Origin of the sequence: Acinetobacter bereziniae (assembly GCF_016576965.1) — a bacterium.
GTDB classification, from domain to species: Bacteria; Pseudomonadota; Gammaproteobacteria; order Pseudomonadales; family Moraxellaceae; genus Acinetobacter; species Acinetobacter bereziniae.
In genome coordinates, this window is the sequence record NZ_CP066119.1 from 598,954 (window position 1) to 612,686 (window position 13,733).

General features: G+C 39.9%; 13 protein-coding genes. 10 read left to right on the plus strand and 3 right to left on the minus strand.

What is annotated here, in order from left to right; genetic code table 11:
• Positions 1 to 57 precede the first annotated feature (57 nt).
• The 3 genes from leuS to I9192_RS02840 all read right to left on the minus strand — a co-directional run bounded on the left by leuS (position 58) and on the right by I9192_RS02840 (position 4,125).
• Positions 58 to 2,694, minus strand: a complete 2,637-nt coding sequence (gene leuS / locus I9192_RS02830; protein WP_005033902.1) for a leucine--tRNA ligase — start codon at positions 2,692 to 2,694, stop codon at positions 58 to 60.
• 121 nt (positions 2,695 to 2,815) lie between these two features.
• A complete protein-coding gene (locus I9192_RS02835) occupies positions 2,816 to 3,202 on the minus strand; it encodes a DUF4124 domain-containing protein (protein ID WP_005033900.1) in 387 nt (128 codons plus the stop codon).
• A 371-nt stretch (positions 3,203 to 3,573) separates the two neighbouring features.
• Positions 3,574 to 4,125: a hypothetical protein gene (locus I9192_RS02840; RefSeq protein ID WP_005033898.1), complete on the minus strand. Its 552-nt coding sequence runs from the start codon at positions 4,123 to 4,125 to the stop codon at positions 3,574 to 3,576.
• 51 nt (positions 4,126 to 4,176) lie between these two features.
• On the opposite strand from I9192_RS02840, the gene I9192_RS02845 reads away from it, so the two are divergent.
• From I9192_RS02845 to ndk, 10 genes are all read left to right on the plus strand, one after another.
• Positions 4,177 to 4,824, plus strand: coding sequence for a TetR/AcrR family transcriptional regulator (locus tag I9192_RS02845; protein ID WP_005033896.1), 648 nt, complete (start codon positions 4,177 to 4,179; stop codon positions 4,822 to 4,824).
• 634 nt (positions 4,825 to 5,458) lie between these two features.
• Entirely contained in the window at positions 5,459 to 7,186 is a 1,728-nt protein-coding gene (locus I9192_RS02850; protein ID WP_010591029.1) for an acetolactate synthase 3 large subunit, read from the plus strand.
• A complete protein-coding gene (ilvN, locus tag I9192_RS02855; protein ID WP_004825027.1) occupies positions 7,183 to 7,674 on the plus strand; it encodes an acetolactate synthase small subunit in 492 nt (163 codons plus the stop codon). Before I9192_RS02850 ends, ilvN begins: the two co-directional genes overlap by 4 nt.
• A gap of 147 nt (positions 7,675 to 7,821) precedes the next feature.
• The gene (ilvC, locus tag I9192_RS02860) at positions 7,822 to 8,838 is read left to right on the plus strand and encodes a ketol-acid reductoisomerase (protein ID WP_004825025.1); all 1,017 of its coding nucleotides are present in this window, start codon (positions 7,822 to 7,824) and stop codon (positions 8,836 to 8,838) included.
• An 84-nt stretch (positions 8,839 to 8,922) separates the two neighbouring features.
• Positions 8,923 to 9,720 (plus strand): tetratricopeptide repeat protein, encoded by a 798-nt coding sequence (locus tag I9192_RS02865; RefSeq protein WP_005033894.1) that lies wholly within the window; start codon positions 8,923 to 8,925, stop codon positions 9,718 to 9,720.
• 105 nt (positions 9,721 to 9,825) lie between these two features.
• Positions 9,826 to 10,662, plus strand: a complete 837-nt coding sequence (locus I9192_RS02870) for an XAC2610-related protein (protein ID WP_004825022.1) — start codon at positions 9,826 to 9,828, stop codon at positions 10,660 to 10,662.
• An 86-nt stretch (positions 10,663 to 10,748) separates the two neighbouring features.
• Positions 10,749 to 12,035 (plus strand): glycosyltransferase family 4 protein, encoded by a 1,287-nt coding sequence (locus I9192_RS02875; protein WP_200150094.1) that lies wholly within the window; start codon positions 10,749 to 10,751, stop codon positions 12,033 to 12,035.
• 30 nt (positions 12,036 to 12,065) lie between these two features.
• Entirely contained in the window at positions 12,066 to 12,617 is a 552-nt protein-coding gene (locus tag I9192_RS02880) for a phosphatase PAP2 family protein (RefSeq protein WP_005033890.1), read from the plus strand.
• A gap of 173 nt (positions 12,618 to 12,790) precedes the next feature.
• Positions 12,791 to 12,991 (plus strand): Fe-S cluster assembly protein IscX, encoded by a 201-nt coding sequence (gene iscX / locus I9192_RS02885; RefSeq protein ID WP_004725877.1) that lies wholly within the window; start codon positions 12,791 to 12,793, stop codon positions 12,989 to 12,991.
• Positions 12,992 to 13,133: 142 nt separating this feature from the next.
• The gene (gene ndk, locus I9192_RS02890; protein ID WP_004725878.1) at positions 13,134 to 13,565 is read left to right on the plus strand and encodes a nucleoside-diphosphate kinase; all 432 of its coding nucleotides are present in this window, start codon (positions 13,134 to 13,136) and stop codon (positions 13,563 to 13,565) included.
• The last annotated feature ends 168 nt before the right edge of the window (positions 13,566 to 13,733 follow it).

The window sequence follows — 13,733 nt, forward strand, 5'->3', positions numbered from 1 at the left end:
TGTTTGGGTTTTGTTTATCGCATTAAGTCCCTCTTAGAAAGAGAGGCTTAAAAACTTTTAAACCACCAAATTCACTAATTTATTCGGCACAACAATTTCTTTCTTGGTTGGACCCGTCAAGAACTGTTGAACTTCTGGAAGTGCTTTCGCTAAGGTCAATAACTCATCTTTTGATGCATCTACAGACACTTCTAACTTACCACGAAGCTTACCATTTACCTGAACCACAATAGTTTGTGTATTACGAGTGAGTGCTGACTCATCCACAGTCGGGAACAAGACCGAAGTCAAGTCAACATTAAACTCAGCCAATAAAGTTTGACTTAAGTGTGGTGCAAAAGGTGCAAGCAAGGTCAATAGGGTAATAATCGCTTCACGTTCAACAGCGACATCATTGTCATCTTTTGCTTCAAACTTATTGCTGGCATTGAGTAATTCCATCAATGCTGCAATGGCTGTATTGAATGCATGACGACGTTCAATATCATCACCTACCTTTTGAATGGTTTCGTGAGTTTTACGACGTAAATCTTGTGCTTCTGTTGAAAGTTTAGCTGCATCAATCGCAGTTGCAGTATTGCCTTTTTCAAGGAACCCAGCTACCAAACGCCAAACACGTTTTAAGAAACGGTTTGCCCCTTCAACACCTGCATCCGACCATTCCAATGATTGATCAGGTGGCGCAGCAAACATCATAAATACGCGGGCAGTATCTGCGCCGTATTGGTCAATAATTGCTTGTGGATCGATGCCGTTATTTTTTGACTTCGACATTTTTTCTTGCCCACCAATGACAACTTCTTGTCCATCGCCATTATATTTAGCAGAAAGTATGCGACCTTTTTCGTCTTTTTCTAACTCAATATCCGCAGGGTTGAACCAGGTTTTTTTACCACTTTCAGCTTCACGGTAGAATGTGTCCGCCAAGACCATGCCTTGAGTGAGTAAGTTGGTGAATGGTTCGTTGCCTTGAACCACACCTTCATCACGCATTAACTTATGGAAGAAACGTGCATAAAGAAGATGAAGAATGGCATGTTCTACACCGCCAATATATTGGTTCACTGGCAACCATGACTGTGCAGCTTCAGGTTTTACCATACCACCAGTAAAATCAGGAGAAGCATAACGCGCATAGTACCAAGAGGATTCAACGAATGTATCCAAAGTATCCGTTTCACGACGGGCATCACCGCCACAGCTTGGACATTTTGTTTGATAGAATTCAGGCATTTTGTTTAAAGGATTACCTGAACCATCTGGTACCACATCTGTTGGAAGCACAACAGGGAGTTGGTCTTCAGGAACAGTGACTTGACCACACTGGTCACAGTTAATCATTGGAATTGGGCAACCCCAGTAACGTTGACGAGAAACACCCCAGTCACGTAAACGGAATTGAACTTTAGAACTTGCCAATGATTGTGGTTCTAATTTTGCAAGAAAAGCGTCAAAAGCAGCTTGGAATGTTAAGCCATCAAATTCGCCAGAATTAACCAATTTACCTTCTTTAGAACCGTACCACTCTTGCCACGTTGATGCAGAATATTCGGCATCATCTGCACCTTTGGCATCGATGACTTGTTTGATTGGCAAATTAAATTTATTGGCAAACTCAAAGTCACGTTCATCGTGCGCAGGAACAGCCATGACTGCACCTGAGCCGTAGGACATCAATACATAGTTGGCAATCCAGACTGGAATTTCTTCACCAGTCACAGGATGCTTCACCGATAAGCCTGTTGCCATGCCTTTCTTTTCAGCGGTTGCCAAGTCTGCTTCTGCCACTGAACCCATGCGACATTCTTCAATAAATGCAGCAAGTTCAGGCTGTCCAGCTTCTGATTGGATCGCGGCAGCTTTCAACGCCATTGGATGTTCAGCTGCAACTGCAACATAGGTTACACCCATGAGCGTGTCAGCACGTGTGGTATAAACCGTCAAACCATCGGCATAAACTTCTGGGTTCGCAGACGGGAAGGTGATGTCCATACCCGTTGAACGACCAATCCAGTTACGCTGCATGGTCAATACTTGTTGTGGCCAACCGTCTTTTAGTGTGTCGAGATCATCTAAGAGTTCTTGCGCATAGTCTGTGATGCGGAAGTAGTACATTGGAATATCACGCTTTTCTACCAATGCACCTGAGCGCCAGCCACGACCGTTTTCAACTTGCTCATTGGCAAGAACAGTCTGGTCAACTGGATCCCAGTTTACTGTAGAGAGTTTGCGATAAATCAGTCCTTTTTTATACAGTTGGACAAATAACCATTGTTCCCAGTGATAATATTCTGGTGTACATGTTGCAAATTCACGGTCCCAATCAACAGACAAACCAAGTTTTTTCAATTGGTCGCGCATATATGCGATGTTTTCAAACGTCCATTTTGCAGGCGCAACTTGATGTGCAATTGCTGCATTTTCAGCAGGCAAACCAAAGGCATCCCAACCCATAGGTTGCAGGACAGTTTCACCCTTGAGACGGTGAAAACGACTAATCACATCGCCAATCGTATAGTTCCGCACATGACCCATATGCAGTTTGCCACTTGGATAAGGGAACATCGAGAGGATATAACGACGTGGACCTTCTACAGTGTCGGCAACTTTAAACGATTTACGATCTTCCCAGTCTTTCTGGACTTGAGGTTCAATCGCACTAGCTTGATATTCAGGATCAATATGAGTAGTCATAAACGTATTTTGAGAACAATGGTTAAAAAACTGTGTTGCACAGCATAGCGCAAAATACACCTAAAAGTGAATTTTGCGCGTTTTTAAATATGAAAAACTTGCAATTTTGTTCTTAATTGAACTAGCGAAGCGTTGAATCGCTATTGGTATTATTTTGTGGAATCACTGTAGGTTGTTGTAGCTGTGGTGGATTCACGACAGGAACATTATTTACAGGTTGTCCATTTTGAGGAGCATTTTGCTGCGTATTGGATGGATTGTTTTGTGGGGCTGTCTGTTGGGCTGTAGGTTGGTTGGTCGGTGAAGGCGTTCCACGATAACCATAAGTGTCGACTTTAGTTTTATTGCGTGCATTTTTAGGTGGTGGCGTCGTGGTGTAATGGGTAGAGCCGTTACTGTCGACCCACTTATAATACTGTTTTGCATGACTGGTTGCAGCAGTCACAGACAACAAAGCAAAAATGGTCGATACAAAAACTGTGTGTGTAAAGCGTTGGTGTTGTTTCATGGTGCAGAACCTTTGCGTCAATTTTTATGCAGACTAAAGCTAGAAATAGTTATAGCGTCTAATATACAACGGATTGTTTTAGCTTGATCTGGATATTTTTTAAATTGTATTTATTTTATACAAAAAAATAAGTTTTAAAATAATTCTTTTGCAATTTTATTGGGTTATATCTGTGTTCTCTTATACGGAAACACGAGGTTTAGTGTTGGGTGCCATAGAATATCGTCCTCACCCAACACTAAATTTTTATTTCTCTTTTGAATAAAAGCCATGGTTTTTTATCATTAAAATCATTGTATATCATCTTGATATTCAATAAATGTGATCTTGACTGAAACTATATTTTGCTATCGTCATCTTTTAATTTCTATTTATGGCAGAGTTGTTTTAACTTGGACCGTTGCTATTACTGGTTTTCCGTCTATCAGAACAGGTTGGTGTTGATCATTGGCGAGCAATACGCCTATTGTATGTTCTCCAGCAGGTTCAGTGCAGGCGCCAAAATTGGCTTTGATAAGTGGACCTCCAAAATCACTGTTCATACTGTTATACGAACGGTTGGGTAAATTACAGCTATCACCTTGTGGATCAATCTTCATATGAATATGACCACAATGTGAATCATTGCCACACTGCCCCGCAGGTAATAATTTGAAATTACTACTTACGATGACTCCGATCGCACGCTCAGAGTCATTGCCTAAAGGGATTGCTGAGTGAGGAATAGGCCATACAATCTGTAATTTGGCAGATTCAACTTGAGGTGTTGTTGGTTTGGGTTGCGCCATTGCTGGATTGATTGACCCAACGTATAGTGCGAGTGAATAAAAAAGAGTGGATGTAGAGAGTAATGTTTTAAAAGAATACATAGGCTTACCGTTGTTTTTGTTGAGTTGGAATTTTAATGTAATCAGTGCATACATTGTGAAAATAGCATATCGTATAACCGCAACGAATTGCAATAGAGGAGAGTTATGACTCAATCGTCTTCAGATAAGTCAGCTGTATCAAGTACACGTACTACTTATCATCATGGTCACTTACGTGAAGCTTTAATTGAAGCCGCAGTACAATTGATTGATGAACAAGGGGTGGAGAAACTGAGTGTACGTGAGACCGCTAAACGTGCAGGTGTGTCTCCAGGTGCACCTTTTCGTCATTTTGCAACTCGTACTGCATTACTTACAGCTGTAGCTGAACAGGCAACAGAGCGCTTAGAGCTAGAAGTGCAACAAATGATGCACGCAGTAGAGGAGCAACCGCCATTGGTACGTTTCGCCACTATTGGTCGGAGCTATCTAAAGTGGGCGGCAACTTACCCTGTACACTTTCGTATTATCAGTGATCGTTCACTCATCGATTATGAGAGTTCCGACAAGTTAATATCCAGCAATACGAACATTCGTCATTTGATGCAACAATTGTTAAGAGATGCGTTTGGTGAGCAGATGGATGAACATAATCAGGCATTGGCAATCATAACAGCTCGTGCATTGGTGTATGGCTTAGCAAGAATGATGGTGGATGGTCATTTCCCAGAATGGGGTATAGCACAACAAACAACAGAACAGACAGTGGAGGAAATATTAGATTTTTTTGTCAAACATTTGTCTAAAATGTAATCATATTATTTAGCGATATATCAAAACGTTATTGATCGGAATGTAATAAATACTTTAAGTGAAGTTTTACAGTATTTTGATCATTATTATTTTGGCTAGAAAAAAATAGTGTGCCTGAATGAATTTTTTATATCAATTTTACAAAACCATCGTTATTTGGTGGGAGGATATTTTTCATACAAAAATATAAGTTTTAAAATAATTCTTTTGCATTTTTATTGAGTTATAAGTGATTGAAATTTTATTTATAATACACTTAAAAAAAAGGAATAGTTTTAAAAATAAACGGTTGGTAAATAATCAATAAAAACCTTATGAGAAACCTTGACTTTGTTCGCTAAAACTACAAAAATGCTTGCTCAAGTTTCAGATGTTTTTTTCGATCACCCTTCGAATAAAAGTATCAAAGCAAGCAATAACATTTTCTCTAAGCCGAGAAAATGACCAATACCGAAACATGTTTATCCCAACATATTTCAGTGATTCATACAGCCCACACGGTTGCGTGACGATTTATTTTTTTATTGCTGCAAAAACGAGTCAATATGTGTGCTATAACAGAGCGCACAATCAATGAATGAAACACAGTCTATGTCTCCCATAGTGCTGTGGAAAAAAGATTAGGGTGAATACGTTGGAACTTTTATCTGGTGGTGAAATGCTTGTTCGTGCATTGGCGGACGAAGGCGTTGAACATGTTTTTGGATACCCAGGCGGCGCAGTATTACATATTTATGATGCGCTATTTAAACAAGATAAAATTAATCATTACCTCGTGCGTCATGAGCAAGCTGCTGGTCACATGGCAGATGCATACTCACGCGTGACAGGTAAAACAGGTGTCGTACTGGTCACTTCTGGACCTGGCGCAACCAATACCGTAACACCAATCGCCACAGCTTATATGGACTCAATCCCAATGGTGATTTTGTCTGGACAGGTTGCAAGCCATCTGATTGGTGAAGACGCATTCCAAGAAACAGATATGGTGGGGATTTCTCGTCCAATCGTAAAACATAGTTTCCAAGTGCGTCATGCAAGTGAAATTCCTGCAATAATTAAAAAAGCATTTTATATCGCTTCTTCTGGACGTCCGGGTCCTGTTGTTGTTGATATTCCAAAGGATGCGACCAATCCTGCAGAAAAATTTGCGTATGAATATCCTGAAAAAGTAAAAATGCGTTCTTACCAGCCTCCGCATCGAGGTCATTCAGGTCAAATTCGTAAAGCAATTGATGAATTGGTGAATGCAAAGCGCCCAGTGATTTATACGGGTGGTGGTGTGGTTCAGGGCAATGCTTCTGAATTACTCACGGAATTGGCGCATTTATTAAATTATCCAGTGACCAATACCTTGATGGGTTTAGGTGCTTTTTCTGGAAATGATCCGCAATTCGTAGGCATGCTCGGAATGCATGGTACTTACGAAGCCAATATGACCATGGCAAATGCGGACGTTATTTTAGCAATCGGCGCACGTTTTGATGACCGTGTAACCAACAATCCTGCTAAATTCTGTCCAAATGCTAAAGTCATTCACATTGATATTGACCCTGCGACCATTTCGAAAACGATTATGGCGCATATCCCAATCGTCGGTGCGGTAGAACCTGTACTTCAAGAGATGTTGGTTCAGTTGAAGCAAATGAATGTTTCAAAGCCAAATCCAGAAGCGATTGCAGATTGGTGGACACAAATCAATGAATGGCGCAAAGTTCATGGTCTGAAGTATGAAGCAGGTCAAGATGGTGTGATGAAGCCACAACAAGTGGTTGAAGCATTGGATAAGATTACCAATAGTCAAGCAATCATTACTTCTGATGTTGGTCAACATCAAATGTTTGGTGCCTTGTATTATAAGTACACACGTCCACGCCAATGGATTAACTCAGGTGGTTTGGGGACAATGGGTGTAGGTTTGCCTTATGCAATGGCGGCAAAATTGGCATTCCCAGATCAACAGGTGGTGTGTATTACAGGTGAAGCATCTATTCAGATGTGTATCCAAGAGCTTTCTACATGTAAGCAATATGGCTTAAATGTGAAAATTCTTTGCTTAAATAACCGTGCTTTAGGAATGGTTAAGCAGTGGCAAGATATGAACTATGAAGGACGTCATTCAAGTTCTTATGTTGAATCTTTACCTGATTTTCCAAAACTTATGGAAGCATACGGGCATGTTGGTATCCAGATTGACCATGCAGATGAGCTTGAATCTAAGCTTCAAGAAGCGATGGCGATCGACGATAAATGTGTGTTTATCAATGTCATGGTTGACCGTACAGAGCATGTATATCCAATGCTGATTGCAGGTCAGTCAATGAAAGATATGTGGTTGTCTAAAGGGGAGCGTACTGAATGAGACATATAATTTCTGTACTCGTTGAAAACGAAGCTGGTGCGCTTTCTCGTTTGGTGGGGTTGTTTTCTCAACGTAACTACAACATTGAAACTTTAAATGTAGCACCAACTGAAGATCCAACCATGTCGCGTTTGACATTGACGACTTATGGTGATGATCACAAGATCGAGCAGATTACCAAGCAACTCAACAAATTGGTTGAGGTGGTTAAGGTTGTTGATCTGTCTGAGGGTGCGCACATTGAGCGTGAACTGATGCTGATTAAAGTCAAAGCATTAGGTTCTGCACGTGCTGAGATCAAACGCACTGCGGATATTTTTCGTGCGCAAATTGTCGATGTAACACCAACGACTTATACCATTCAGATTGCGGGTACAACAGAAAAAATTGACGGCTTTATTGATGCGCTTGCAGAGAACACAATTTTAGAAGTGGTTCGTTCTGGCGTATCAGGTATTGCCCGCGGTGAAAAAGTTCTTTCACTGTAATTTATTCAACCCTTAATTAATTATTTGATTTTTTATTCCCTCATGTATAACCTCTTCTCGGAATAGAAGAGGGACTTAGACTAGAAGATTCCAAACAAAAATCTTCAGGATAAGAAGAGGAAACACAGCATTATAGCGGAGACAGCAATGCAAATTTTTTATGATAAAGACTGCGACTTATCTATCATCCAAGGTAAAAAAGTAGCGATCATTGGCTACGGTTCACAAGGTCACGCACATGCGCTTAACCTTAAAGATTCAGGTGTAGACGTTACTGTTGGTTTACGTGCTGGTTCAACTTCTTGGAAAAAAGCTGAGAATGCAGGTCTTAAAGTTGCTGAAGTTCCAGCTGCTGTTGCTCAAGCTGATTTAGTCATGATTTTGACGCCGGATGAGTTCCAATCACAACTTTATCGTGATGTGATTGAACCAAACATCAAAGAAGGCGCAACTTTGGCATTTGCTCATGGTTTCTCTGTTCTTTATAACCAAGTTGTTCCGCGTAAAGATTTAGATGTAATCATGGTTGCACCAAAAGCGCCTGGTCACACTGTACGTTCAGAGTTCCAACGTGGTTCAGGTGTTCCTGATTTGATCGCCATCCATCAAGATGCTTCTGGTAATGCACGTAATGTTGCACTTTCTTATGCTTCTGGCGTAGGTGGTGGTCGTACAGGAATCATCGAAACTTCATTCCGTGAAGAAACTGAAACTGACTTATTCGGTGAGCAAGCAGTTCTTTGTGGTGGTGCGGTTGAATTGGTTAAAATGGGTTATGAAACGCTTGTTGAAGCGGGTTATGCACCAGAAATGGCTTATTTCGAATGCTTACACGAACTTAAATTAATCGTTGATTTGATGTTCGAAGGCGGTATCGCAGACATGAACTATTCAGTATCAAACAATGCTGAATATGGTGAATATGTGACTGGTGTTGAAGTGATCAACGAGCAATCACGTGAAGCGATGCGTAATGCGCTTAAACGTATCCAATCTGGTGAATATGCGAAGATGTTCATTCAAGAAGGTGCGTTGAACTACCCATCAATGACTGCTCGCCGTCGTCAAAATGCAGCGCACGGTATCGAAGTAACAGGTTCTAAGTTACGTGCAATGATGCCTTGGATTCAAGCGAACAAAATCGTTGATAAAGAAAAGAACTAATTTTTAGTTTTACCAAAGCCCACTCTTTTGAGTGGGTTTTTTTATGCTATATTTTAGATAAATTGAATAATAAAGTCGCACAAAATGGTATTAAAAAAACAATTTACCTTGATTGGTTTGCTGAGTTATTTTGCTATAAGTTTGACGTTTGCGCAAAATAGAGTTGTAGAAGCTACTCGGCATACATCTCAGTCTGAATCGAGTAATGTTCAAAATTTGGAAAAGAATGTGCTTGATGAAAAGCTTGCCTATGATGCTTTAGAAAAAGCCAATCAGTATTTAATCGCAGGACATCCGCAGCAGGCGATTGTAACCTTACATACTGCAATTCAATATTTTGAAAAATATCAAAATAGTCGTCAATATGTCCTTTATGCTGCCAGCGGAACAGCTGAAACCTTACTGTATCTAACGCTTGATATCGGAAAGCAAAAAGATATTAGAGTCTTTTCAGGAACTTGGGCTGACTTATATTTTCAAACAGCTTATGCCTATATTGAAATGAGTGATTGGAGCAATGCACAGTCAGCGTTACAAAAAGCATTGTTATTGTCTCCTTTTAATAGTGGGTATTTAAAAGAACTGGGATTTATTCAGCAAGCACAAAAACTGTGGCAAGCATCATTAGAAAGTTTTAAAGCAGCTGAAGAGTATGTGTATTTGGTTGAGCCTAAGCAGAAAAGATTGACGATTCAACAGGGTGTAATGCGTAGTCTAGGAGTGAGTTTAATTGAATTAAATCAACTGGATGAAGCGGTTAAATATTTTAATCAGGTGTTAGAAGTTGATCCGTCTGACTCAAAGGCGCGTAATGAATTAAAATACATTGATGAGTTGAAGAAAAAAGGTGATATTGCCAAACAGCCAATTGGTCGCGTTTAGATTCCGATCTTTTAAATCATCTAAGGGGCGCAATAATTAACTTATAAAAAATTATTTTGTGATAAATTACACATTATTGATTATCGTTGAATATGGTTTTGAATCATGAAATTTAAACTTTTTCTCACTATGATGACTTTGTCTATTTCATGTTTTAGTTATGCTGAAACTCAGTCTACTTCTGTACAGGCAAATACCAGTTTAAAGCCATTAAGTGGTGTGCGTGTGTCGATGCAGCGTATGCTTAAATCAGGTGAAGGTCGTTATTATATGAATCTTTATGCAGGGATTGCACATCCGCATGGCGTACTGACTGATTTAATGAATGGTACAACGATAGACTTTAAAGGAACTCAAAAAGGCGATCAGTTAGATTTAAAATCACTGGCTTCAGAAGCAGATAACACCACTGTTGGCAAGTATCAACTGACAGGTGTGCTGAATGCAAATAGCGGATTGTTTAAAGCTACACTTTTAGAAGCAGGCAAAACAGCTGGGCAATCCATACAATTTGAACCTGCTTTTAAGGTCGTGAATAAACCAGTTTTTATCTTTAAATTCTATGGTCAGGACGATGCCAATAGCCCATTTGGCAAAACTTTAAAACGTGTAGATGTATTGAATAAAAACAACAATACTGTCGTGCAAAGCCTTACTGGGTTTACAGGCTATCCAAACAGTGTCGGTTATATGGATATCAATTTTGATGGTTATTATGATGTAATTGTTTCTGACTTATCTCAAGGTCGCGCAGTAGAGGATAAACGCTATATTTATTGGATGTATAATCCAAAAACTCAACAGTTTCAGCGTTCTCCACAACTGGAAAAGATTGCAGGCTTTCCAAACCTGCATGGTGAAAAGCAACAGATTGACTTTGGCAATGGACAAGTTTACCAAGTGGAAAACGGTCTACTCATTCGCGTGAAAGGCGATCAGTAATTGGTCAAAAAACTGTCATAAAATAATCATTAAATTGTCAAGAAAATAACCTAATCTGTTAAAAAAATGAACAGATTAGGTATCGTATGAATAAACCGTTCACGAACACCTTGCAATTTAAACAACAAGATTTTCCCGATAATATTCAGTATTATTTCAACCCAAACAACAAGAAAACGACAACGAATAATGATGACCTTATTCGTGATTTATCTCGACCTCGTCTCAAAATTGCAATCGTGACTGAAACATGGCCACCAGAAATTAATGGTGTTGCTTTATCTTTGATGCAACTGTGTAAAGGGTTGCAAAATCAAGGACATAAAATTCTGCTTATTCGTCCTGAGCAAAAAGCGCAATGCTATGACTTCGTTCCCAATAAAGAATGCTTGGTGAATGGGCAATCAATTCCAAAATATCCAGATATGAAGTTCGGTTGGCCACAATTCCTCAAAGTTTCTCAAGCGATTTCTGCATTTACACCCGATGTCGTGCATATCGTGACTGAAGGACCATTAGGATTTACAGCATTACACGCAGCTAAAACACGACGTATCCCCGTTTCAAGTGGCTTTCATTCACAATTCCAAGAGTTTAGTCGGTTCTTTGATTTGGCATTCTTGGTCAAGCCGATTCAAAGTTATTTGAGATGGTTTCATAATGCAACACAACTGACCTGTGTCCCTAGCCGTGACACTGAAATCGCTTTACGTGAATTTGGTGTGACCTGCCCATTGGTCGTCGTAGGCAGGGGGATTGATACAGATCGGTTTTCTTCACAACGTTATTCAGCACAGCTTAGACAGCAGTGGGGCGCAGATGAAAACACTACGGTGTTGATTTATGTTGGGCGTTTATCTTCGGAAAAAGAAGTTAATGTGGTGATTGATGCTTATTCCGCGTTACGTAAGCAATCTCAGCGTCAAGTCAAATTGGTGTTGGTGGGAGATGGTCCTGATCGTAGCCTATTAGAAAAAATGCCAGGTGCAGAACATGTGATTTTCATGGGTAGCCTAAGTGGCACGCAACTTGCTGAAGCTTATGCAAGTGCTAATGTTTTTGTATTTGCCAGCCAAGTCGAAACTTTTGGTAATGTGGTCATTGAGGCGATGGCAAGTGGCTTACCGATTATTGCCTATGATTATGCCTGTGCCCAACTTCATGGCAAACACACTCAAACAGGTTGGTTATGTTCAATTGGCGATATTCAACAGTTAACACAACATGTGTTGCAAATTCCAGATAACAACATGCTGAAACGCATGGGGCAACAAGCCATGCAAGATGTTCAAAGCATCGGATGGCAACATCCAGTTCATCAATTCGAAGAAGCACTATATCAGGTTACGCACTATGCAAAACGGCTGACCTAGTTCATCTCAAATAATGAGAGGAGAGTGAAAATGAATTTTAAAAATACCAAAATAAAAATGCTCGATCTCGATCTTAGAGGTTGCTTATATCTCAATAACTTATCGCATACGCAAAGTGTTGCAACGTTTTTTAAAACCATTAGTCGTCTAGGTGATGGTGCTTTTTGGTGCGCAATGTTAATGCTGATATGGTTGCAAAAAGGCTGGATGTATGGACTGCAATTGCTCTATGTCGTGGTTGCAGGTCTGTTAGGAACGGGGATTTATAAATTTCTAAAACATAAAACAGTTCGCCCGCGACCTTATCAAGTTCATCAGGTGATTATTTTAGGTGAGCGCCCTTTAGATCATTTTAGTTTTCCATCAGGTCATACACTACATGCTGTGATGGCAACGATTGTTTTTGGCTATATCCAACCCCTGATGTTATTTATCATGACACCTTTCACTGTGTTGATTGCGCTGTCACGAATGGTTTTGGGCTTGCATTATCCAAGTGATGTGATTGTTGGGGCACTGATTGGTGCAAGTGTCGCAAGCTTGATTGTTTTAACTGCGCCTTATTTAGGAGTAATTCTATGATGGTTTATTTATTGGTGGTGTGTAACTTCATTTTTAAAGAATCAGATGACTTTGATCATCAAGGTTTTAATTTTGAATGATGGTCTACACCTAGTCGCAAATATAGATGAATTGTCCACAGCCCCTAAGATTTGGTAAAGTAGCAGAATTAAATAAAGCAAAGGAATATGAGCATGGGCTTACGTTGGACAGATACGATTGACATCGCAATTGAACTCAGTGAAGCGCACCCAGATGTGGATCCACAATGGGTGCGTTTTACCGATATGCATGCTTGGATTTGTGCTTTGCCAGAGTTTAGTGATGATCCAACAAAATCGACAGAAGGTTTGTTGGAAGCCATTCAAATGGCATGGATTGATGAAGCAAATTAATCGCTTCTCGATGTAATTCAATGGTGGAATCTCACTACACATCGAAAAATCCAATTTTTTTACAGATTAAAAGCGGAAAATTATTCATTATTCGGTATAATGCGCCAAAAATTTCGTGTCAAATTGACTTAAGGAGCCAATCATGGCTATTGAACGTACTTTATCTATCGTAAAACCAGATGCAGTTGCTAAAAACCACATCGGTGACATCTTTGCTCGTTTCGAAAAAGCTGGTCTTAAAATCGTTGCGACTAAAATGAAACACCTTTCTAAAGCTGAAGCTGAAGGTTTCTATGCTGAGCATAAAGAACGTGGTTTCTTTGGTGATTTAGTTGCATTCATGACTTCTGGTCCAGTAGTTGTATCTGTTCTTGAAGGCGAAAACGCTGTTCTTGCTCACCGTGAAATTCTTGGTGCGACAAACCCTAAAGAAGCTGCTCCTGGTACAATCCGTGCAGATTTCGCTGTAAGCATCGATGAAAATGCTGCTCACGGTTCTGACTCAGTTGCATCTGCTGATCGTGAAGTAAACTACTTCTTCGCTCAAACTGAAGTTTGTCCACGTACTCGTTAATTCGACGTATTTAGGGTCTATTTTCTTATCCAATAAATCTTCGATTTATGAATTGATAACAGACCCGAAACCAGATAAGTGATATACTGCTTGTCTGGTTTTTTTATTTTTGTTGTTTTTATTGATTAAATACTGATCAATATTTTTCATTCTACGGCATGATTTAGG

Excerpts from the sequence above, each read along its gene's own strand:
- I9192_RS02835 (WP_005033900.1), bottom strand. The coding sequence starts at position 3,202 with ATGAAACAACACCAACGCTTTACACACACAGTTTTTGTATCGACCATT.
- I9192_RS02865 (WP_005033894.1), top strand. The coding sequence starts at position 8,923 with ATGGTATTAAAAAAACAATTTACCTTGATTGGTTTGCTGAGTTATTTT.
- I9192_RS02880 (WP_005033890.1), top strand. The coding sequence starts at position 12,066 with ATGAATTTTAAAAATACCAAAATAAAAATGCTCGATCTCGATCTTAGA.
- I9192_RS02840 (WP_005033898.1), bottom strand. The coding sequence starts at position 4,125 with ATGTATGCACTGATTACATTAAAATTCCAACTCAACAAAAACAACGGT.
- ndk (WP_004725878.1), top strand. The coding sequence starts at position 13,134 with ATGGCTATTGAACGTACTTTATCTATCGTAAAACCAGATGCAGTTGCT.
- ilvC (WP_004825025.1), top strand. The coding sequence starts at position 7,822 with ATGCAAATTTTTTATGATAAAGACTGCGACTTATCTATCATCCAAGGT.
- leuS (WP_005033902.1), bottom strand. The coding sequence starts at position 2,694 with ATGACTACTCATATTGATCCTGAATATCAAGCTAGTGCGATTGAACCT.
- ilvN (WP_004825027.1), top strand. The coding sequence starts at position 7,183 with ATGAGACATATAATTTCTGTACTCGTTGAAAACGAAGCTGGTGCGCTT.
- I9192_RS02845 (WP_005033896.1), top strand. The coding sequence starts at position 4,177 with ATGACTCAATCGTCTTCAGATAAGTCAGCTGTATCAAGTACACGTACT.
- iscX (WP_004725877.1), top strand. The coding sequence starts at position 12,791 with ATGGGCTTACGTTGGACAGATACGATTGACATCGCAATTGAACTCAGT.
- I9192_RS02875 (WP_200150094.1), top strand. The coding sequence starts at position 10,749 with ATGAATAAACCGTTCACGAACACCTTGCAATTTAAACAACAAGATTTT.
- I9192_RS02870 (WP_004825022.1), top strand. The coding sequence starts at position 9,826 with ATGAAATTTAAACTTTTTCTCACTATGATGACTTTGTCTATTTCATGT.